Source organism: Brevibacterium aurantiacum (assembly GCF_900169065.1).
Classification (GTDB): Bacteria; Actinomycetota; Actinomycetes; order Actinomycetales; family Brevibacteriaceae; genus Brevibacterium; species Brevibacterium aurantiacum.
On the sequence record NZ_FXZB01000027.1, the window covers coordinates 13,421 to 34,721 of the forward strand.

The window sequence follows — 21,301 nt, forward strand, 5'->3', positions numbered from 1 at the left end:
GCCCAACCTTGACCTGCGCCTATACTCGCAGGCATGGAGCCTGAGACGAGATCGCCGTACGAGCGGGCCCTCGGCTCCCGATTGTCTGAGCTGCATCCGGTGCTGCAACGCTACTTCGCGGCGATTCCTGCGGGCTCGGTCGGGGTCGGCGAAGGCACCTTCCAACGCTTCGGCACCAAGCACTGGTGGCTGCGACCGGTGCTTGCCTGGGTGGCACGACGTCAGGTGATCGTACCCGGGATGCACCATCAAGTCCCGTTTCGGATCGAGAACCGCACCGTTGACGGCCAACAGACCGCAGCTCGCACCCTGGAGCTGGAGTCGGGTACCTGGACGATGGTCGACGCGGTCTCACTGTCCGAGTCCGGCCAGGTCGTCGATGTGCTGGGCAGCCCGGCCCTGGTCGAAGCCGCCTTCGAAGTCGCGGCGGATAATGGTGGTTTGAGCCTGAACAGCCGTGGCGTCACCGTGCGGTTGGGGCCAATCCGTTTTCCTGTCCCGAAGGTCATTCGTCCAGTGATCGCCCTAAGCGAGCGCTACGTCGCCGAGGTGGCTCGCCAGTACGTGCGACTCACCGTTGACGTCCCCGTCCTGGGCCGAGTGTATGAGTACCACGGTTCGTTCACCTATCGATTTGAAGAGGAAGCCTGACTCTGCCGCGCAGTGAGTTCGGTGACCATAGTGCGCACGAGCGAACCCAGACGGAACCTCTCGGGGATCAACGGCTCGATTCCGTGCTCCAACAGCGGTGCTGCCGTGACGTTGCCGACCACAGCGGAGAGCACACCGTCCTCGTCGCTGAAAGCTTCGAGGACTTCGGGCAGCAGCCCCTGATCACGAGCGGCGTCCAAGAAGGCAGTGACCCCGGGCGCCGAGGTGAAGGCCACGGCATCACAACGGCGGTTCGCGACGAGTTCGACGGCGGCCACCACGGCGTCTGGATCCGGTGCGGGACCCCACCGGTAGACCACCAACGAGCTGACCTCGGCACCGGCTGCGGAGAAGGCTTCGTCCAGACCATCGGCGCCAGCGCCGTGGTGCTGCACCGCGATCCGAAGGCCACGCACTCCCTGTTCGAGCAGAACCTGCTGGATCTCTGAGTTGGTCTCTGATTCGGCAACCCAGGCCGGTGTCAGGCCGGCGGACTGAATCGCACCGCGGGCCTTGGGACCGCGGGCGATGATCTGGGCTCCGGTGAGCATGGCGTGCCACTGTTCGCTGAGCCCTTCGGCCTCGGCGACTTCAGCCCAGCCATTGAAGCCGACGCCGGTTGTGACTACAACGATGTCGGGGTGGGTGTCGATGAGTGCACGGGTGCGTGCAACGAGTTCGGGGTCATCGACGTTGGGGATGACCGACAGTGTGGGCGCATGAACGATGGCCGCACCGTGCCGTTCGAGGGCGGTCGCGAACTGTTCGGCCTTCCGCTGAGCAGTCAGGACCACGCGACATCCGGACAGCTTGCCGTTCAGGTCACTTCGAGACTCATCCATGGACATATCCTTGCCGCCGCACGACTGTCAGGGCAACTCGTACATCGCGACGACCACCGCTAACCCCGGCTCACCACCTCACCCATGCATCCGCGCACCCTTCACCACCCGATCGACTGCGTTCTTCGGCCCCCGCAGAGCAATCCCCACCAGGTTGAGATCCTCAGCAGCAACCGATGCCACGGCCTCACGGTTGGCCGCGTCGTGTCCGGTCGAGAACAGTTCCTGCGTATAGACCGCCAGAGGAATCCCGCGGCCGAGCGCTTTCTCTCGCACCTTCGCCAGAAGCGCTCCATCGGCTGTCATGACGAGGACTGGCTGGCGCAGCATCGGCAGATAGTCGTTGCCGTCGCCGTCGCGGTAGTTCTCCCCCACCAGCCCCGATTCGCTCGTGGCAATGCCGCTGGTCAGGAACGCCGTGACGTTGAGTTCCTGCCAGGGAAGCAGGTCATCGCGGAGAACCACGACGACCTTCGTATCGAATCGGACCACCTCGGCGCCGGTTGCACCGACCGAATCGGTGGAGCTGCCTGAATCTGTTTCTGCTGTGTTCGTGTTTTCGTGCATGCTCTCACTCTGACCGGTTTCCACAGGTGGGTCTTGTACGTTTGTGACATGGCAGATGTGATCCACGCATGGCACCCGAATGTGCCCCAGGTGCAGGAGGTCCTCCACGCACAGTTCGAGCATCATGCCTACCCGTCCCACACTCATGATTCGTGGACGGTTCTGCTCGTCGATCAGGGCACCGTCACCTACGATCTGGACCGGCACGAGCACCGGACGACGAACTCGACGGTGACGCTGCTGCCGCCGCAGGTGCCCCACGATGGTCGCTCGGCGACTCCTGATGTTCCGTTCCGCAAACGCGTGCTCTACCTCGAACCCGAATGGCTGTCCCTGAGCGCCGTCGATGCTGCGGCGGAGGCTCCGACGCTCTTCGATCCGAGCGTCACGTCGACTGTCGACCAGATCCATGCCGCACTGAATGATCCAGCCGATGTCCTCGCCGCCGAGTGCGGGGTCCTTGCCCTGCGCGAGCTCGTGCAGCCGCATCTGAAGTCACCGGTCGACATTGCTTCTGACAAGCCCTTGGCCCGTCGTCTGCGTCATCTGCTCGATGATCGCCTGGACGAGACCTTCACCATCGCCGAGGCGGCCGCCCAGTCGGGCTTCCACGACCAGTCCCATCTCACCCGGCACTTCCGCCGGACGTTGGGAACGACACCGGGAGTCTTCGCGGCCTGAAGCTAGGAGCAGACCCACCAGCGAAGTAGAAGTTATTCAAGCCTGGCGTTGACTGAGCCAGACCGCTATCTCCTTAACAGACAGATTGTTGTCGACAACTTCGTCCTCGATGAAGGCAACAAGTGACTGTGTCCCGAGGTTGAGTTCCACGCCGTTGGCCAAGAGGAATAGCTCGCATGAGGCCCACGCACAACGCTTGTTCCCGTCGAGAAAGGCATGAGCGTTGGCGATATGAGATAAGAGGACAGCTGCCTTCTCAAACAGAGTCGGATACGGCACTTGGCCGAAATAGTCGGTCTGTGGCGAGAGGACCGCCGACTCGAGCTTGCCGTACTCAAGTAGAGGAGCCGAGGACTCTCTGTCGTGGATCTTGATAACAAGATCCACGCTTAAATACTCGATCACCTAGATGCGAGGAGGTCCAGGGCTTCTCTCCGCTCGGTGCGGATCTTGCTCAGAAGCTTTTCGAACTTCTCATCACCGATGATGGCAGCATCAAAACTAGGCCTAGTTGGACCCTCGCCCTTCAGCGCCTGCATCGTGTACTCCTTCTTCATATCCGTCGGGGCAATCGCCCTGCCAGCTTCGTGCCCCCCGCTAAGAGAGTTGAACGTCTTCTTCCAAGGCGACTCGCTATGAGTCCGATCCACGAGCTGCGTAGCCGTGAATTGATTGTAATAACCGACTATCGCATCGACGACGCTCTTGAGCTCGGCGGAAATGCCGTCCGATCGAGGCACCGTGGCGGTAAAATTCTTGTACGCGAGTTCTGTGGTCGGCCCGTACTGCCAAGCTACAACTGGATCGGAGAAAGCATCTTGTCCAGTCCATGCCAGTGACCAAGCCTGTGTGTAATAGACCAGCTTCATGGCTTTCGTGACACTAACCTCGGGCAATGCAAACTTGATGTACTGAAGTACATCCACAGAAGTTGTCATTGCGCCCACCACCTCGAACGAGATTTTATTAGTTATCCCTATTCTACGCGAGGGACGAACTGAAGCGAAGCAAATGCTCTGGCTACCGACCATCTCTCGCAGATTGTCGCCGTTGACCCCATGCGACCAGCCGATACCGAGGTGCTGGTCCGTCCAGCGAGTTCGGGCCAGTCGGTCGTTGAGATCATTGAGATCGGATTGGTCGACATTGCTCTGAAAAGGCTGCGTTTCAGACATGGAAACAGCATGGCAGACGGGTATGACACGGGCCGTCTTCGTTCTGCCCGTCAGGCTCCGTCATCTGTTTGATGGTTGCATGGAAGAAACCTCCACCCCACCGATTCAGTCAACGAACGTGCAGGTGCCGACTCCCTCAATGGTTCGGGGCCCTGCTGGGCCGTCGACTTCGGCGGTCATCGACACCTCAGCCAGATCGCGCGAGGTCCAGGTCTCCTTCGCCGCTGGCCCCAGCACAAACCGGTGCCCGCAGGCGTTGTCGGCGATCATCTGCAGAGCACCCGCCGTAGTGACATCGGTGAAGCGAGAACTTGGCAGTTCGATTCCGAAGTGCAGCGCAGCCACCGCCGCCACAACCTCGTCGAGGGTGTAAGGGTTTGGGCGCGGCGGCAGCGTCGTGCCGAGGACGAACACGAACTCCGGCTCGGCCAGACACATCGAATTGCCGCTCAGCGACACGGCCTCCCCATCTACTTGGACGCGATCAGCGAGCACGCGACCGCCCAGCGGGCCCTCGACATTGATGTGCCGTTGCCCGGCCTCACTCGTCGCCGCAATCTTCCATCCGAGGGTGGGCTGACCTTCCAACTCGGCATAGCGGGTCTGCATCGAGTAGGCCTCTGCTCGAGTTCCAGGAACAGCTCCTGCCGGCAGCGCATCAATCGCCGCCCCCTGCAGACCCACCTGGTGCACAGCGGTGGCACCGCGTTCGATCTTCTCCGTCGAAGACATCGCATTCACGTCCGTCATGAGATCAGTGTGGCACGGCGCAAGTCAATCGTGGAGGAGCGACCGGCAATCGGTCACATCGTCAGCACTGTCTTCGGCAGGTGACCCTCGTCCATCTGCCGATGGACCTCCACAACGTCCTCGAGCGGGGCTGTGGCCGGAGCAGGCACATGAAGCTCCCCGTTCTCGATGAGCTCAGCGACGTATTCGAGCGCAACATGATCCGGTTCGACGATGACGTTCGTCCAGCGAACACCTGCCTGCGTGGCCGCCTCGTCGAGGCCCTGCTGCTGTCCCGAGGGCACTCCCACGACGATCCCGTCCTGCTTGGTCAGTGAAACTGCGCGAACTGCGAACTCCCCACCGATGAGGTCGATGACGACTCGACATCACTGATTCCTCCGGCACCGAGGTTGGGGTCGTCGAATTCCTCACTCGCATAGTCGATCGCCCGGTCCACACCGAGAGACTCGAGATGTTTCAGCTTCTCTCCCGTTGCGTGACCGATGACAGTCGCGCCCAGCTTCTTCGCCATCTGCACGACATAGGTACCCACGGTGCCACCACTGCCGAGGACGAGCACGGTCTGCCCGCTGCGCACATCCGCGGCTTCGTGCACGATCTGGTACGCCGTCGTGGCAGGCAGAGGGATCGACGCAGCAGTCGCGAAATCCAGAGAATCGGGAATGCGCACGAGGTGGCGAGACGGTGAGGTCACAAATTCGGCATACCCGTTGGCCGGGTAGGGAAAACGGGGCATCCCGAAGACGCGATCACCTAGTGCGAAGCGATTCACCCCATTGCCCAGGGCGGAGACCTCACCGGCAATATCCCATCCGACGGTGATGGGGAAAGCGCCCATGAGCTTTGCCACGGATGCTCCGCCACGAGTCTTTCCGTCGACCGGGTTGACTCCCACATGGCTGACGCGCACCTGAACCTCGGTGGGAATGGGTTCAGAGATCGGTGCGTCGTGGATCAGGGTGAGGACTTCAGGCCCGCCGAATTCGTTCTGGACTACCGCACGCATCTTGCTCATCTCTCCACCGTTCAACGTCGCCGAGGCGGCCGCATCGGTCGGCGTCCATGACCAGTCTCAACTCACTTGCCATTTCCGGCGAGCCCAAGGGACGGCGCCTGGTATTTATGTCTTGTGAATCATCTTCCCATTGAAGAGCTACGGGCCGTAGATCTATCCCGCAATCCATTCTTCAAATTTCACCGCGTCGAAGATCTCTCTGCGGTGATTACGGGAGATCCTATTGAAACTCATGAGCCGCTCACGCATCGCACGAACCCGCTCCTCATTCAAAATTTCGAGCCTCAGACCGACACTCACCAATGACCAAGTGTCAATACACTTGATTCCCTCCGCAAACGGTCTGGCCCTGAAGTCATCTGTTACAAATATCGCCTTGAGCATGCGACGCTGGATAATGGTGATTGTTTCAGCCTCGCCTAAGTGCTTGTCGTCGCCATTCTTCATATTCTGTTCAGCGAGATCTACGTCGAGCGCCTCTGCAAATGCCATCTCCCACCGCAGTCGGCGAATTTGAACATGCTCGTCGTCGCTGGGAAAGACCGGTTCGCCGAGCACAAGCTCAGCCGCGTAGCCAAGGCCCGATATCCCATAATTCGACGGTCCACGACCATCGCACTCACGCTGGACAGTTGCTGTCCAGGTGCCTCTACCCTGCAGGATTTCCTTCAGACAGTCCATCTCATCGCAAAGACTAAAGTTGATGAGGACGTTGGTGTCATGGAAGAAGAACAGGGGTTTTGAATCCACATCCAGCAGCCTTATCTAAGAAGCGATAGCAACTCATCGCCCTCAATGGGAGTCATAGGAGCTGGGTCGGGAACCTCGAGTTCCGCCTCATCAGTACCAAGCATCCAAGCAAGATAGCTCTTGTTCAGCTTGCCGGATTCGATCCGCTGCAGGTGAGCAGATCGCAACCATGTGGGAAAGCAGCGCGCACTCGCGCGAGCCATTCGGTCAGTGATTTTGTCCGGGCCCTGTACGTGTCGACTCTTGCTCCAGTATTTCCGCAGGACGCCCTGAGTCTTGAGTTCGAGCGCTGCCGAAATCTCATGCGATGGAACGATGCCAAGCTTGTTCAACCGAGCTTTCACCGTCCCCGTTGACACTCCCGACTCCCATAGAAAGTCAGCTAAGTCGTTGCACAGTGTCGACTGCCAATCGAATGCGCGCATTGACTCTTCTGGGAGGAGCAATTGAGCGGCAAAGTTATTAGCCTTCGCTTCAAACACATCGACTTTATCGCTACAAGGGCGAACGTCTTCATGACCAAGAGCATGATGTGCAAGCTCGTGGGCGATCGACCAATTCTCATTGAACCAATTGCCTGAACCATTGACGGCAATGACCTTTCGGCCTGTGACGGTGAAAGAGTAGGCAGTAGTCAGCTCCGATAGAACGACAACATCCACGCCGAGCACTTCGAGCTTATCTGCAAATCGTTCGACGAATCCTGGACCAAGAATCTCCCGGAACTTCGCTGGATCCGCAGGCAATTTCGAAGTTGCGCTAAGCTCCCCGGCCAGGTTGAAGGCAGTCTGAATCTTAATCAGGACGTCTCTGTCTTCTTCAAGACCGTCGACTGAGCGTGTTTTTGTCTCATGGTCGAATCTATGCCGAGCAGCAAAGTTAAGCCGAGCCGGATCGAGCTCGCCCGTGATCAGGTAATACACATCTTCATCGAGAGCCCGCGCAATGTCTGCAAGCTCGACTGCGGCAAAACCTCTCTGCCCACGAAGCGCTCGCGACATCGCGTCGGGTGTCATCTGAGTATGTTCGGCCAGCGTCTTTTGAGCCATGCCACGTTTCCGCATGACTGCAATGACTCTGTCTCCTATAGAACTCATAGTCCAATTCTAGACCGGAAATTGGGAAATTCCCAATTTCATTTCCGGACTTCACATAGTCGCCACTCGCGTAGGCACAATCCTGGTTGGCGACGTAACTACTGCGCTCTTACCACCAAGCACCTGGATTGCCTGCCGCTTGAACGGCCGCCCCAGCAAACAGCTACTCCCCGACGTGTTCCCGAACCCACTCAAGAACGGTCCGCGCAATCTCCTCCGGGCTAGACTCTGGGAGCCAATGGGATGAGCCTTCGAGGGGGACAAATCGGTATGGGCCCTCCACATACTCAGCACTACGCTCCGCAGTGGCACGAGGGAAGGCGATGTCCTCGCTGCCCCACACGAAGGTTGTCGGCACGGTGACTGGAGTGCTCGACAATCGAGCTCGGCCGTCCGCCGCCTGATAGTACTTCAGCACCGCGTCCATTGCTCCAGGCTCGCTCAAGCGCGCTACGTAGGAGGCCGCCATGTCATCAGGTACGTCACCAGCGTAGAGATCGATGAGTCGTTCTCCGTCATTGCGCAGCAGAGTGCGGGCAACTCCGTCCGGATGGTCCTGGACCGCGCGCATGTATTCCATGCGCTCGTATTGATCCGGATCCGCCTGCACCTGCTTGGCATGGGCAATCGGATGTGGAGTCGAGACGACGGTGTTCGTCAGCAGACGCTCTGGATGGTTCGCAGCGTAATGCCACGCGACCATCCCACCCCAGTCATGGCCGATGAGGTGGAAGCGGCCCAGTCCCACCGAGCGTGAGATCTCGTCGAGATCCGCGACCAGATGGGGCATCGTGTACTCGTCAACAGATTCCGGGCGCGCTCCCGGCGAATATCCTCGCTGGTCATAGGCGAACACGCTCATCCCTTGCTCCAAGAGCAGCGCGGCTGTCTTCTCCCAGCAGGAGGCGTATTCGGGCCACCCGTGCAGCAGCAGCGCATCTCCCAGCCGCGGATCTGAACGAGCCGGTGTCGCCTGGAAACCGGCGAACTCCCCGCCCGAGGTGCTCACCGTCAGCGCCTGCGCATTCGCAACGAAGGGCAGCTCTGCCAGTCGTGCTGCCACAGAAGCATTGTCGAACGGATCGTTGCTGGCCATAACCATCACACCCACCGATACTCGTACTCAGGCCGGCCCGGCGTCCCGTGCCGTGGCTGCTTGACCGCCTGCTTCGTCTTCACCAGATGCTCCAGATACCGGCGCACCGTCACCCGAGAGAGGTCCAAGGTCGTTGCCACCTCGGTGGCCGACACAGCAGAGTCAGCATCCCGCACAACACCGGAGATCGCCGTCAGAGTCTCCTCGATCAACCCCTTGGGCAACCTACCTGAGGACACGGACCGCAGGGCGCTGAGCGCGTTGTCCACCGAAGCCTGTGTGGCCAAGGATCCGGCACCGTCAAGGTTGAGGCGGAAGTCCCGCTGGTTCTCCAGCTTCTCGCGGAAGATGGTGAAGGTGAACGGCTTGATCAGGTACTGCGTCACCCCGCTCGAGATCGCGGACCGAATAACCTGCAGGTGGCGCACCGCTGTAATCGCGATGATGTCGGCACCGTACCCTTTGGCGTTCATTCGTTGGGCCACGTCGATTCCGTGCGAATCGGTGAGGTTCATGTCCAGCAGCACGATGTCGACCGGAGCACCGGCAACCGCCAAAGCCTCGAATTTCTCGAGCGCATCGTGGCCGGACAGGCAGGTGCCGGCGACGACGAATCCGGGCACGCGGCGCGCGAAGTCCGCGTGAGCCTCGGCGGTCATCGGGTCGTCTTCGACGATGAGCACCCGCAGGTCATCATTGTTCGCCATCGTTACCTCCTTCAGTCAGCGGCAATGTCACCGTGAAGATCGCTCCCCCGTCGGATTCGACCTCGAGATCTCCGCCGAGTCTCGTCACAGCCTGGCTCACCAGCACCAACCCGAAACCTCGGCCGCCGGATCCAGCCGGAGTAGCCTTCCGAGAAGCGCCGAGGTGGAAGATGGCGTCGAACTCCTCCGTGTCGATTCCCGGCCCGGAGTCCGCAATCGTGATGATCAGCTCCCCTTCGGCGGCGACGAAGTCCGCCCACACATGCCGTTCCTCCGAGGGCGCCGCGGCATCGATGGCATTGTCGAGGAGGTTGCCGGCGACGGTGACCAGGTCACGGGCGTCGAGGCTATGGGGCGGCAGCTCCCCCGCAGCGGTGACAGTGAGCTCGACTCCGCGCTCGTGGGCCTGAGCAGCCTTGCCGATCATCAGGGCCGTGACGAAAGGTTCATCGAGGGCATCGACGAACGAATCGGTGAGCCTCTGCGACTCCTGCTGATCGCGGACCGCGAAGTCGAGGGCTTCACGGGAGCGCCCCAGCTCGATGAGCGTGGCCACCGTGTGCAGGCGGTTCGAATGCTCATGGGTCTGGGCCCGCAGCGCATCGGACAGGGTCCGCATCGTCTCGAGTTCGCCGGTGAGCTCCTGAATGTCCGTGCGATCGCGCAGGGTCGCCACGGTCCCACCGAAGTCGGAGCCGGAGCCACCTCCGGAACTGGAAACACTTCCCGACCTGAATCCTCCGCGCTCCGGTTGGCTCGCCTGCTTCTGGTTGACCACGAGCACCCGGTCACGGGTCAGGTGGATCTCATCGACGGCATCCCGACCCGACGACAACAACGATGACACGGACTGAGGCAGGGCCACCTCGGCGAGGGGAATGGGGGTGCGGTCATCGGGATCGGGCAGACCCAGCAGCTCAGCAGCCTCATCGTTGTAGAGGACCAGCTGCCCATCATCGTCGACGAGGATGAGGCCCTCGCGCAGCGAATGCAGCGCGGAGTCGTAGAACGCGAACAGGGATTTGAGCTGCTCGGGTCCGTAGCCGAGGGTGACTCGGCGCAGATAGCGGCTGAGTATCCAGGAGCCCAACCCACCGAGGCCGATCGCGGCAAGTCCGACGATGATGATCTGCGGCAGTGCGGCAGCCCGGGCCACCGACAGGGTCTTCAGCGTCACCCCGACCGCGACCATGGCTGTGACCTCGCCGGATGAGTCGGTGACGGGCACGATCGCGCGCACCGACTCCCCCAGCGTGCCCTCGTACTCCTCGACCTGGCTCTCACCGGACAGCGCCTGATCGATGCTGCCGATATAGTGCTTGCCCAGCTGCTTAGGGTCCGGGTGGGTGTAGCGGGTGCGGTCGCGGTCCATGATCGTCACGAAGTCGACCTCGGCGGTGTCGATGACGGTCAGCGCATAGGGCTGCAGCTTTGCCGAGGCGGCAGAATCTCCCGAGTCCTCGACGGATTCGATGACGAAGGGGTCATGGGCGAGGGTCTCGGCGATGGAGAGCACCCGCTCCGAGGTCGCCTGCCGGGCAGAGCCCAGCGTCGAGACGTAGCTGGTGATGGACAGTGCGACGCAGACGACGGCGATGAGCGCCAGCTGCATGAAGAAGAGCCTGCGCGCCAACGTGCCGCTGCGCCGCCGGTGCCGGGTACGGCCGAGCGTCCCGGATGCCTTCACTGCCCAACTGCCCCTTCGTCGATGACGATGCCGCCGTCGACTACTTCTTGTTCTTCTTGTTCTTCTTTTTCTTGTCTCCGGTCGTGAACATCAGGGCCAGCCCGATCGCGGCCAGCCAGGTGTCCTTGGCCACGGCAGTGCCGGACTCGGAGGGGCGGATGCCGTCGTCCTGGGTCATGGAGTCGATGGAGAAGTAGTTCGCAACTAGCCCGGCGGAGAACGTCGTCAGCGCGGCTCCGGCGATGCGGGTGGGCACGAAGGGCAGCAGCAGTGCGGCACCGACGGCGACCTCACCGTAGGACAGGAACTTCCCGAACTGGGCCGGCGTCATCTCTTCAACGAACGGGACACCATTGGCAGCCATCTGCTGCAGGCCGGCGGCGGATTCCTCATCGAGGCCGAGTTTGCCGATGCCGGAGTTGAGGATGAACGCACCGGGAACGGCGCGCAGAAGTGCTGTATCGAGTCTCATGAGCATTCCCTTCGATTCGTGATGTCGTACAGCCCCAGACTAGCCGACGATGTGATCGCGGCCATGAACACTATGAACGCAACCGAGACAGCCGTCACAGTCCCTGGAAAGCTAAACGAGAAATTCTTCGCGGCCCGATGTCGCGAGCACCACCACTCAAGGAGGAGACATGGCAACGTTGCCATCAGACAACACCGTCGCCGAGGCGGGTCCCACCCCGCCGCAGCGCAAGAAGGACCGTACGCACTGGCTCTACATCATGGTCATCATCGCCGTGTTCGCCGGTGCCGCCATCGGACTCATCGCCCCCGAGGCCGGTAAGGCACTCGAACCGCTGGGCAAGGCCTTCATCGCACTTATCAAGATGATCATCGCCCCAATCATCTTCTGCACCATCGTCCTGGGCGTCGGCTCCGTGGCCAAGGCGGCCACCGTCGGCAAGGTCGGCGGCATCGCGTTGATCTACTTCCTCATCATGGCCACCTTCGCCCTGGTCATCGGCCTCGTCGTCGGCAACCTCATCCACCCCGGTGAGGGTCTCAAGCTCGAACCCTACGAGGCGGCTGCCGGCGGCGAATCCAACGGCACCGTTGACTTCCTCATGAGCCTCATCCCCGGTGACATCGCGGTCCTGCCGACCCTGGTCCTCGCCCTCCTCGTCGGATTTGCCCTGCAGTCCATGGGCAAGGCCGGCGAGCCAGTGCTGACCGGAATCCGCCACATCCAGGCCGTCGTCTTCAAGCTCATGATGATGATCATGTGGGCCGCCCCCGTCGGTGCCTTCGGTGCCATCGCCGCAGTCGTCGGCAAGACCGGGTGGGCCGCGATCGGTGCCATGGCGACCCTCATGGGTGCCTTCTACCTCACCTGCGCCCTGTTCATCGTCATCGTCTTAGGCTCCATCCTCAAGATCGTCACCGGCCTCAACATCTTCCTGCTGCTGAAGTACCTGGCTAGGGAGTTCCTGCTCATCTTCTCCACCTCATCCTCGGAGTCGGCGCTGCCGCGTCTGATCGCGAAGATGGAGCATGCCGGTGTCTCGAAGCCAGTCGTGGGCATCACCGTGCCCACCGGGTATTCGTTCAACCTCGACGGCACCGCCATCTACCTGACCATGGCCTCCCTGTTCGTCTCCACCGCGATGGGCATGCCGATGAGCCTGGGCGAGCAGATCTCGCTGCTGGTGTTCATGATCATCGCCTCGAAGGGTGCCGCCGGAGTCTCCGGTGCGGGCTTGGCAACCCTGGCCGCAGGCCTGCAGTCACACCGTCCCGAGCTGCTTGATGGCATGGGCGTCATCGTCGGCATCGACAAGTTCATGTCCGAGTGCCGTGCCCTGACAAACTTCACCGGCAACGCCGTAGCCACCCTGCTCATCGGCAAGTGGACCCACGAGATCGACATGGACCAAGCACGCGCGGCCTTGAACGGCTCCAGCCCGTTCGATGAGCTCTCGCTCGAACCGGATGCCCACGGCGCCCCGGCTCCCGGAGCCTGGGATGAGAGCGACGAACCTGACGAAAAGAAACGCGTCGGCGTCACCGCCTGACCCTCACCTCGGCGAGGCCATCCCAAACGCGGGTGCCGGTACTCCCCCATCGTGGGAGTCTCGGCACCCGCGTTGTCTCGTATCCGCCCCCGCCGAGGTGGCCGCCCTTTCCAATGAGTCCTGGGTAGGGAGCCGCCAGGAATTACCCACTCCCCAATTTGATAGCTAGCGATCGCCACTTCACTATTTCGGCCGTTCGCTACGTGCCAGAGTTTGACTCGTGATACTACAGGTTGAATCGCGGCATCGTCAGCGCGACTAACGGTGTTTCACTCGGAATCGAAATCTGGCTAGGGGTAGCTCCGGTATATCGCTGGTCGGGCAATCCAGCTTCGGCGACTCCGTGGGCCGTCCTGCGCGATTTTCGGCACTATACCGAGCTAGAGCAAGAACCCAATTGCCTGGCGGTCAAAAAGGTCCGACGCTGATCTCCACGCGCACGCCAAACCAACGAACGCAGGGATTTTACTAGCCGCACCAGCCGGCCACCGGAAGAATCGCATGTGCGAGTTCCGATCGGTTGGGGTACGGAACGTCGAGAGCTATAGTCTAGAAACAGTAGGATCTAGACGGACGTAGTTGCACACAATCCCTAAGGTGGCGAGGCTTTGAGTCAGTTCAATGCGACCGCATCTGCACTTGGATTCATCTACCAATTCCGGTGGGGTCTCCTAGACCTTCTACGCGCGATGCGAACTGATGCAACTAAAAGTCTGTCAATTGAGGACTACGATGACATCGCCCAACTAGGTACAGATGGCCAAGTGCACGCAGCAACACAGCTCAAGCACCACTGCAAGTCATCACCGATCACCGACTCCAGTCCAGATCTTTGGAAGACACTGCGCGTATGGCTTGAAACACCTGCCCTACGTATAGATAACGGCCCGTTGCTCTACCTGGTTACCACATCGGAAGCCCCCAAAGACTCTGCTCTGGCCTGTTTAAAAATTGAGCAACGAGATCCGAAGCGCGCGTGCAAACTTCTTACGGAAGCTGCCAAAAGGTACACAGCAGACGCAACAAAGGCAGGACGGGAGGCTTGGCTTAATGCGCCAACTTCGGTCCGATTGGCACTCGCTTCTCGGTTCCATGTTGTCGACAACAACCCAAAAGTCGACGAGATTGATCAGCTTCTAAGGCAGGAGCTCTCGCAGACAGTACGTGACGAGCACATGGATCATTTCACTGAGAAGCTATGGGGATGGTGGAACGAACAATGTCTCAACGTCCTCAATGCTGAGGGTGTCGCAACAATCTCTGCCGAACGTCTGCGGGCCAAGTTACACATTCTCCGCGACAGCTACACCGAAGGGTCCCTCCCGATCGACGATACTTTAGCCGAGATCACAGCCGAAGAACTCGAGGACGAACATTCAGGAAAGCCGTTCGCACAGCAACTTGAGTGGATTGACATTCGCGGCCGAAACATGCAGCGAGCCTTCATCGATTACCACCGAGCATATGCGCAAACGAGCAAGTGGCTGCAGGACGGGGACCTCGTCGCAGAAGATCTCAATATTTTTGAAAGCCGGCTTGTCGAAGAATGGGAAATCCAGTTTGAGAATGCCTGCGACCGGCTTGAGCGTTCCGGTGCTACCGATGAGCTTGCAAGGGTTGAAGCTGGTCGGACTCTCTTCGAGAAGCTCTACGAGATGAACGACGTGGTCGTACAGCCGGGTTTCGCTGAGCGCTTCCTAGTTGGCGGGACAAGACACCTCATCGCAGATCGAGGAGTGATTGGCTGGCACCCCGATTTCCAAGAGCGTGTTCGAGAAATTTTGGGGATTCCAGCATGACATCCTCACCAGAAAAACATCGACCAGCCTTGTCGAATACAATCCTCAACCCTGCGCTCATTGCTGCTTCAATACAGTGGGCGAGTCATCGCTTTCGAACTACGAGTAAGCAACTTATGCCCTGGGAGTATTCCTTCCTGGTGGTGCCCCTCGTATTCCACCAACTAACGCGGCAGGCGCTCCCTCAAACTTCAGCAACTCATCTTCCTGTTTGGATCAACAATAATCAAAATGTCCTGGCTGGGTTTCCCAACCGATCTAGAAAGTTTGTTCCCCACGTTCGCGAAGGCATCAGGTATGGGTTGCGTAGCGGACAGATCACTCTCAACGACGGTGGAACGCTCCGAGCGTCAATGCGGTCAGGGGTCAAGCTCCATGAAGAGACGGAGCTTCGTGGCATCCTCTCTTCAGCAGCCACTTTTGGAGGAATCCTCTCAAAATCCGGGTCCTCCGTAAACATCTTTACGCAGTTTGGAGTGTCTCCCTAATGCAGATCGTCAGCATCTCTATATACCACCGCGATGGCCGCCAACGGGATGTCAATTTTCGTCTCGATTCGCTAAATATCATCACTGGCGATTCAAAGACCGGCAAGAGTTCGCTGCTGAATATCGTCGACTATTGCCTAGGTCGCAAAAAATCTTCCATTCCTCAAACACAATGGTTCAAGACTATTGCTTGGTTTGCAGTTGTATTTCGCCTTCCGGGAGGCAACCGCGCATTTATAGCCAGACAGCCACATCCTCCGGGAGTTTCGAATCAACGCGCGATGTTGGAATTCGGAAATGCCGAATTTACAGCGCCACCGATGGACCAACTTCGGCTCAACATCGATACTCATGCCTTGCGTACACAACTCGGAGCTCATATGGGTCTTGAAGGCGTGCAATTGGATTCCAGAGAGCATTCCACCCGAGGCCCGGTAACTGTAGGACTCGGAACCGCCGTCCCCTTTACTCTTCAGGAACAACATGAAATCGACAACAAAGTGGCGTTGTTCCACCGCCAGGAAGATCCAGGTATCGCACAAGGCCTTAAGGATTCGCTCCCGTTCTTTCTTGGCGCAGTAGACGGTGAGCAAGCTGCAAACCGAGCGCGCCTAAGAGAAGCCCGTCAAGCACTTAGGCGCACGGAGAACGCTCTCACTACCGCCGAAGAAGAGTTGGAGAACCAGCACCAAGAACTCCGTGAGCTCCACAGCGAAGCACGCTCCGTCGGGTTGATCAATTCCAGCGTCGAAGATTCTGGCGAAGACCTAGTAGACGTGCTCAACTCTGTGCGGTTTACACGCTCCTCAGAGTCGTTGGCCGCAAGTGCTGACCTCTCTGCCCAAGATGAGCGCCGGCGAAATGAGGCGAAGCGCCTTGAGCTCGCACAAGAATTGAATCGCCATTTGAGCAATCGAGACCTGTTGCTTGATGTCCGAGAAGGGGAAGGAGATTACCACGGTTCGCTTTCGCTCCAAATCGACCGCTTAAGTGTGCTTGACATTACTCCGCAGAGAGCACAGGACGCAGGTGTTTGCCCAGTATGCGAACAACAGATGCCGTATTCAGATGCGACAGTCGATGCCCTCAACTCCAGTCTCCATACATTGCGTGATGAACTTGAGGCAGTAGAATCTAGACGACCTAAGCGGCAGCATGCATTGCGCGAAGTGGGCGAGGAGATCGAACGGGTCCGGCGAGAACTAAGCGCCGTTGACACGGTCATGTCTGGGCTTGTCGTGTCTGATCTCAATATGAACCCGAGCGCCCTCAGGGAGTCACAGCAGTTCGTTCGCGGGCGAATCGATGCCACTCTAAGCAGACTGCAGAGCCGAGACGTCGATGCGATCGCAAAACTACGAGTTGCTCGAGACCAAGCGAAGGCCCTCGTAGAAGCTCTTGAAGCAGAACTTGACGGTGGTGAAGCCCGAGAGCAATTGACTTCTCGTCTGAATGCGCTGAGCACGATACTGGGCAAATACAGCAAGAGGCTTAACCTCGAGCAGGCTGGATCGCCGATACGCCTCGACATAAATCAACTTACGATCGTTGTAGACACTGAGGATGGACCTCTTCCACTGCCCAATATTGGAAGCGGGGAGAACTGGGTCGGGTATCACGTCGCTGCCCATCTGGCTCTACACGAGTTTTTCTTGATGCAACATCGTCCCGTGCCTAGGTTCCTCATGTTGGATCAACCTAGCAAAGCACACTTCCAATCCGACCGGCCACGCAGCACGGACGATGAATTTTTGGATCCAGATCGCGAATCCGTTCGTAATATGTTCAAACTGTTTGTCCAGTACGTTGAAGAGCTCAAGGGACAAATACAGGTCATTGTCATCGATCATGCCGACTACGATGACGACTGGTTTAAACGATCTGTAGTTTATAACTGGCGAAACGGCAAGACGCTCATCCCAGCTGACTGGCTCTCTTCAGAAGCACGCATGATCGTCAATGAGACGAACTAGCTGCAGTTTTCAATACGCCTTCGTCGACAGTATCCGCCTGTGGCTCATGGGCTACAGAGATCAACCGAATCCAGCCGCCCCTCACACCTGGTACATTCCTTGCCAAACAGCTTTTGAGTGCTCCGCCGCGAGGCCACCCCCATCGTGGGAGTCTCGGCACCCGCGTTGTCTCGTATCCGCCCCCGCCGAGGTGGCCGCCCCGTTTTCGTGACATCATTCCCGAGGACGAGCGAACAGGAGGCATGACCGTGGGACCCAGTACTGGCACCAAAGTTAACCCCACCGCCTTCCGCGGCACGCTCGGGCTGGCGCTGGCCATGGGCATGGGACGGTTCTTCTATACCCCTGCCTTGCCACTCATGGTCGCGGCCCTGCACTGGAGCTCGGCACCGGGGGCCTGGATCGCGACCGCGAACTATGTGGGTTATTTCTTCGGGTGCCTGGTCATTGCCCGTGGCTGGGTGGATCCCGACCGCGTCACCTACCGAGTCGCTCTCGTCGCCTCCACCCTGTGCCTGTTCGCCGTGCCGGTGAGCGAAAGTCTCGCGTGGCAGGGTGTGGTGCGCACTCTCGCGGGCGTGGCCTCAGGCCTCATCTTCGTCTCTATCACCGGGCGCATCCCGTTCGTGGCCCGCCGGCCTCTGGATTCCGGTGTCGTCTATGCCGGTGTGGGCACCGGCATCCTCATCTCCGGGGCCATCGTTTTGGCCGCCAGCAGTGTCCTCGACTGGCGCGGGCTCTGGCTGGTCTGCGCTCTCATCAGCGCCGTGTTCACTCTCATCGCCTGGAACTGGCCTCTGCCTGCCCGCAATGAAGACAACAGCCAACCCGCGCAGACCACTTCCTCACACACGCAAGCAACAGATGCCCCTGTCACCCCGAACCGCCGCCGAGCCTTGACCTCCCTCACCGCGGGCCACTTCTTCCAGGGCGCCGGCTACATCATCATCGGCACCTACCTGGTCGTTCTGGCCGAGCCTGTCTTCGGCGAGAGCGCGGCCGCATCGACCTGGATCGTCGCTGGTGCGGCGACCGCGGTCTCACCTCTGATCTGGTCCAAGGTCGCTGCCCACATCGGCACTCGCCGAGGGCTTGCCCTGTGCTATTCGCTGCAGGTCGGCGGGGCCGTCCTCGCCGTCTTCGCCACCAATCCCATCCTGCTCTTCGTCTCCGCAATCCTCTTCGGCGGAACCTTCATCGGGGTGGTCATGATGGTCATCGGGGCGGGCACGCAGATGGGCATCTTCGCCGCGGCCGCGAAGCTGATGACCTGGTACAGCCTCGGCCAGATCGCCGGCCCCGCACTTGTGGCCCTCGCCCTGAGCGAGACCATCATAGGCAGTTTCATCGCGGCCGCGATCCTTCTGGCTCTGGGCATGGGACTGACCCTGTTCGGTGCGCTGAGCGGCACCACCGAGAAGTGACGCCGAGGTGGCCCTTACCTCCCGTACCCACCCAACGACATCTGTTGCCGCCTCCCCGCTATGATTGAAACGGCAGGCTAAGTACTGATCACACCGAGGGAGACGCACCGCGATGGCGAAGCTGAAGAAGATGGTCTCGGCAGTAGGGTCTATCAAAGACCTCAACAGCGCCCGAGCCGAGTTCGATGATGCCTCCCGCATCCTGCCCGACGAGGCGATCTACCCACCCGACGAGATCCGCCCGGGCAGCACCGATGCTCGCACGCTTCTGCTGCGGATCACACATCCCGGTCAAGCTCAGGAGACCACCAGTCAGGGTGACACCTTCACCATCATCCATATCCCAGCGACCAATGACTTCGCCGCCGTGATGACGCTCAACCCTTCGGCGCAGATCGAATCAGGACTGACCTTCGCTTCCATCGCCGATGAAGGCGGACTGCAGGTCGTTGTCGCCATGGTCGAAGACATCCTCGGCGCACGCATCGATCACGTGGCCGAACTCGAATCAGCGGCGCTGGGCCAGGTCATCACCGAACTCGGCGGCCTTCCCGTCTACAGCCGCGCTGCATTCTCTGCAGGTGGTAGCGACTTCATCGAGGGCACCAACCATCTCACTGCCGATACTGCGGGTATCTTCACCACGGCTGATCCGATCGACGACGCCGGACAGACACGCACCCGCAATCAGCGCGCCGCACTGCGCGCCCTCATCCAGGCCCTCAAGACTGGCGGCTTGGCTAAGGATCCCAATAAGGGTGCGACTGTGCTCGGCCATTTCGCCAGCGGCATTCACCACGATGCGGGACTGACGACCCTGGAGCTCGGCAAGATCGCCAACAGCCTCCGCCAGCTCGAATCAGAAGACATCGCTGTGGTAACCATCCCCACGACGTCGCGCCGAGCAGACGATGGCACCGTCATCATCGACTTCGATGCCGAAGCCATGCCTGCGTTCAAGGACGCACTGACCGGCCAGGACCTGCCTGACTTCTTCCGATACCTCGTATCACTGGGGTATTGACCCTATTGCTTGCGCATGATGAACACGGTCACCGAGCTGCCTGCGATGTCGATGTTGAGCTCGTTGTCGTCAGCGCCCGGGCTCGCTGACGCACTGGCGCTACCGGTCTTCGTCGGGCCACTGTAAGGGATCGAGTCCGGCAGAGGATTGGCCGGAATCACCTTCGTCGCGCTCTTCGCATCGTTGGATGGCCCATACACCTGGGAGGCTTTGTCCACTGAGAATCCTGACGGCATCTTCAATGTAACCGGATTGCCACCAACATCTGCGGCGTCGTTGGCGTTGATGATCGTCGTCACGAGCGTCTTCCCCTTGTCCTTCGACACGGTGTAGGCGCTCGTATTGCCGCCGCCTTTCACCGAGGTCTTGGTGAACGTTCCCCCGATGCTCGGGACGACGAGCCTGAGCCCCAGCATATTAGGGCGGGGAACGAATGTATCGGATTGTTGTCCGTGATCGGCTGGGTCGCAGATAAGGGACATCGGCGCTCCCCCGTTGCACGCGCCCAGCATGGAGTGCATCGCCATCCGTTCCACGCCAAGCTGCGCTGCGTAGAGCGTGTAGTCGGCTGCCCACAGAGCAGAAGCGTTGGTCAATGAGGTGTCGTTCGTTCCGGGGCAACTCGTAGGTCCGGTTTCTTCCAACCACAGAGGCAGATCAGCCGCATCGGCCTTTTCCTTGCCGATACCTATATTCTTCTTCGCTGACTTCTTCGCCAAGGGATCAATGAGATTCTCTGCTTGAGGTCCACGTCCGGGCACCTGACCGGAATCGCACTCTGGGAGCTGGTACCAGTGCTGCGAGAGCGCGGTCTTGTTCTTGACATCTGAATCGGCAAATGCGTCCATCCACGCGCCGTCATAAACGTCAGGACCGATGATGGGCGCGTCAGGTCGCTTCGCATGGATCGCTTTCGCATACGCTTCGAGCTGTTTGACGTACTTCTCTTTGTTCCACCCTTTGCCTCGAACCGCCCCGTTGGGCACATCCTTCACCGAGTACCCATTCGGCTCGTTTCCAATGGCCAGACCAACCAAGGAATCGCCGAGGATGTCGACCGCGTGTGCGGCCATGTCGGCTCCCCTTGCCGGATCGTAAATACCTAACGGGATTCCGAGGGTGACCGTGGAGCCCGTGGAATCGACAAGTTTCTTCAGTCGCTTGATGTCGTCGGGAGTGATCGTGGTCTTCTCAGACTGCTTCGGCTTCTCCCCCTTAGACGTCCAGAATGTACGGCGGTCCAGAGCATTGCCTCCGAAACGGAGCGCAGGTGAACCGAGAGATTTCAGTTGCTCCTCGAGGTTGGATGAGCCTGGGTCCAGCCGAGGATCGGCCAAGTCGGTTGTTTCGAAGGAGATACCCACATTCTCTGAGGAGATTCGAGGCCCAAGCCGTTCACCGGTCGCAGTGATAGCGGACGCCTCGCCGGTGGTTGCGTCGGCAAATGACTGCTCGAATTCGGTAGGAGTAGGATTCGGTTCCGCGGTCTGTTCCGACGAAGGCGATGGTCCATCGGAATCGGATCCTGTGCACCCTGCCAAAAGGAGGGCG

22 protein-coding genes are annotated in these 21,301 nt (G+C 59.8%); 8 read left to right on the plus strand and 14 right to left on the minus strand.

The annotated features are described in order from the left end of the window. Positions 1 to 33 precede the first annotated feature (33 nt). Entirely contained in the window at positions 34 to 651 is a 618-nt protein-coding gene (locus tag BAUR9175_RS16220; RefSeq protein ID WP_096161056.1) for a DUF4166 domain-containing protein, read from the plus strand. Here BAUR9175_RS16220 and BAUR9175_RS16225 read toward each other — a convergent pair. Further along, positions 627 to 1,493, minus strand: a complete 867-nt coding sequence (locus tag BAUR9175_RS16225; RefSeq protein WP_009881655.1) for a uroporphyrinogen-III synthase — start codon at positions 1,491 to 1,493, stop codon at positions 627 to 629. The two genes, BAUR9175_RS16220 and BAUR9175_RS16225, sit on opposite strands and share 25 nt — an antisense overlap. A 78-nt stretch (positions 1,494 to 1,571) precedes the next feature. After that, the gene (locus BAUR9175_RS16230; protein ID WP_096146892.1) at positions 1,572 to 2,060 is read right to left on the minus strand and encodes a DUF2000 family protein; all 489 of its coding nucleotides are present in this window, start codon (positions 2,058 to 2,060) and stop codon (positions 1,572 to 1,574) included. 48 nt (positions 2,061 to 2,108) lie between these two features. On the opposite strand from BAUR9175_RS16230, the gene BAUR9175_RS16235 reads away from it, so the two are divergent. Next, the gene (locus tag BAUR9175_RS16235) at positions 2,109 to 2,741 is read left to right on the plus strand and encodes an AraC family transcriptional regulator (protein ID WP_101584515.1); all 633 of its coding nucleotides are present in this window, start codon (positions 2,109 to 2,111) and stop codon (positions 2,739 to 2,741) included. A 36-nt stretch (positions 2,742 to 2,777) separates the two neighbouring features. On the opposite strand, the gene BAUR9175_RS16240 is transcribed toward BAUR9175_RS16235, so the two are convergent. The 11 genes from BAUR9175_RS16240 to BAUR9175_RS16295 all read right to left on the minus strand — a co-directional run bounded on the left by BAUR9175_RS16240 (position 2,778) and on the right by BAUR9175_RS16295 (position 11,499). Then, positions 2,778 to 3,128 carry a type II toxin-antitoxin system death-on-curing family toxin gene (locus BAUR9175_RS16240; RefSeq protein WP_164513785.1) on the minus strand — a complete coding sequence of 117 codons (351 nt, stop codon included), beginning with the start codon at positions 3,126 to 3,128 and terminating at the stop codon, positions 2,778 to 2,780. A 14-nt stretch (positions 3,129 to 3,142) separates the two neighbouring features. Then, positions 3,143 to 3,916 (minus strand): type II toxin-antitoxin system antitoxin SocA domain-containing protein, encoded by a 774-nt coding sequence (locus BAUR9175_RS16245; RefSeq protein WP_009881659.1) that lies wholly within the window; start codon positions 3,914 to 3,916, stop codon positions 3,143 to 3,145. Positions 3,917 to 4,021: 105 nt separating this feature from the next. Next, a complete protein-coding gene (locus BAUR9175_RS16250) occupies positions 4,022 to 4,666 on the minus strand; it encodes a 2-keto-4-pentenoate hydratase (RefSeq protein ID WP_101584517.1) in 645 nt (214 codons plus the stop codon). Between the two features lie 53 nt (positions 4,667 to 4,719). Next, positions 4,720 to 5,022 (minus strand): zinc-binding dehydrogenase, encoded by a 303-nt coding sequence (locus BAUR9175_RS16255; protein ID WP_101584518.1) that lies wholly within the window; start codon positions 5,020 to 5,022, stop codon positions 4,720 to 4,722. Continuing rightward, on the minus strand, positions 4,977 to 5,684 hold the full coding sequence (locus BAUR9175_RS16260) for an NADP-dependent oxidoreductase (RefSeq protein ID WP_096146895.1): 708 nt from the start codon (positions 5,682 to 5,684) through the stop codon (positions 4,977 to 4,979). The genes BAUR9175_RS16255 and BAUR9175_RS16260 overlap by 46 nt, the downstream gene beginning before the upstream one ends. Positions 5,685 to 5,837: 153 nt before the next feature. Next, positions 5,838 to 6,434, minus strand: a complete 597-nt coding sequence (locus BAUR9175_RS16270; RefSeq protein ID WP_096146896.1) for a hypothetical protein — start codon at positions 6,432 to 6,434, stop codon at positions 5,838 to 5,840. A gap of 11 nt (positions 6,435 to 6,445) precedes the next feature. Beyond that, the gene (locus BAUR9175_RS16275; protein WP_092104163.1) at positions 6,446 to 7,531 is read right to left on the minus strand and encodes a helix-turn-helix domain-containing protein; all 1,086 of its coding nucleotides are present in this window, start codon (positions 7,529 to 7,531) and stop codon (positions 6,446 to 6,448) included. Between the two features lie 163 nt (positions 7,532 to 7,694). Continuing rightward, positions 7,695 to 8,594 carry an alpha/beta fold hydrolase gene (locus BAUR9175_RS16280; protein WP_240513796.1) on the minus strand — a complete coding sequence of 300 codons (900 nt, stop codon included), beginning with the start codon at positions 8,592 to 8,594 and terminating at the stop codon, positions 7,695 to 7,697. A 38-nt stretch (positions 8,595 to 8,632) separates the two neighbouring features. Next, positions 8,633 to 9,334, minus strand: coding sequence for a response regulator (locus tag BAUR9175_RS16285; protein WP_096146897.1), 702 nt, complete (start codon positions 9,332 to 9,334; stop codon positions 8,633 to 8,635). Further along, the gene (locus tag BAUR9175_RS16290) at positions 9,321 to 11,021 is read right to left on the minus strand and encodes an ATP-binding protein (RefSeq protein WP_101584520.1); all 1,701 of its coding nucleotides are present in this window, start codon (positions 11,019 to 11,021) and stop codon (positions 9,321 to 9,323) included. Before BAUR9175_RS16290 ends, BAUR9175_RS16285 begins: the two co-directional genes overlap by 14 nt. A 40-nt stretch (positions 11,022 to 11,061) precedes the next feature. Beyond that, positions 11,062 to 11,499 (minus strand): hypothetical protein, encoded by a 438-nt coding sequence (locus BAUR9175_RS16295; protein ID WP_101584522.1) that lies wholly within the window; start codon positions 11,497 to 11,499, stop codon positions 11,062 to 11,064. Between the two features lie 163 nt (positions 11,500 to 11,662). Here BAUR9175_RS16295 and BAUR9175_RS16300 point away from each other — a divergent pair, with 163 nt between their 5' ends. The 6 genes from BAUR9175_RS16300 to BAUR9175_RS16320 all read left to right on the plus strand — a co-directional run bounded on the left by BAUR9175_RS16300 (position 11,663) and on the right by BAUR9175_RS16320 (position 19,750). Continuing rightward, entirely contained in the window at positions 11,663 to 13,042 is a 1,380-nt protein-coding gene (locus tag BAUR9175_RS16300) for a cation:dicarboxylate symporter family transporter (protein ID WP_101584524.1), read from the plus strand. A 608-nt stretch (positions 13,043 to 13,650) separates the two neighbouring features. Continuing rightward, on the plus strand, positions 13,651 to 14,841 hold the full coding sequence (locus tag BAUR9175_RS19215) for an ABC-three component system protein (protein WP_141322680.1): 1,191 nt from the start codon (positions 13,651 to 13,653) through the stop codon (positions 14,839 to 14,841). After that, on the plus strand, positions 14,838 to 15,329 hold the full coding sequence (locus tag BAUR9175_RS19970) for a three component ABC system middle component (protein WP_219618140.1): 492 nt from the start codon (positions 14,838 to 14,840) through the stop codon (positions 15,327 to 15,329). Before BAUR9175_RS19215 ends, BAUR9175_RS19970 begins: the two co-directional genes overlap by 4 nt. Then, positions 15,329 to 17,302 (plus strand): DUF3732 domain-containing protein, encoded by a 1,974-nt coding sequence (locus BAUR9175_RS16310; RefSeq protein ID WP_101584527.1) that lies wholly within the window; start codon positions 15,329 to 15,331, stop codon positions 17,300 to 17,302. Before BAUR9175_RS19970 ends, BAUR9175_RS16310 begins: the two co-directional genes overlap by 1 nt. 248 nt (positions 17,303 to 17,550) lie before the next feature. Beyond that, complete coding sequence (locus tag BAUR9175_RS16315) at positions 17,551 to 18,726, plus strand: YbfB/YjiJ family MFS transporter (RefSeq protein WP_257944359.1); 1,176 nt, start codon at positions 17,551 to 17,553, stop codon at positions 18,724 to 18,726. Between the two features lie 112 nt (positions 18,727 to 18,838). Beyond that, the gene (locus BAUR9175_RS16320; protein WP_101584530.1) at positions 18,839 to 19,750 is read left to right on the plus strand and encodes an LCP family protein; all 912 of its coding nucleotides are present in this window, start codon (positions 18,839 to 18,841) and stop codon (positions 19,748 to 19,750) included. Between the two features lie 2 nt (positions 19,751 to 19,752). Here the strand turns inward: BAUR9175_RS16320 and BAUR9175_RS16325 are convergent, their stop codons facing one another. Beyond that, positions 19,753 to 21,114, minus strand: coding sequence for a hypothetical protein (locus BAUR9175_RS16325; protein WP_257944360.1), 1,362 nt, complete (start codon positions 21,112 to 21,114; stop codon positions 19,753 to 19,755). Between the last annotated feature and the right edge of the window lie 187 nt (positions 21,115 to 21,301).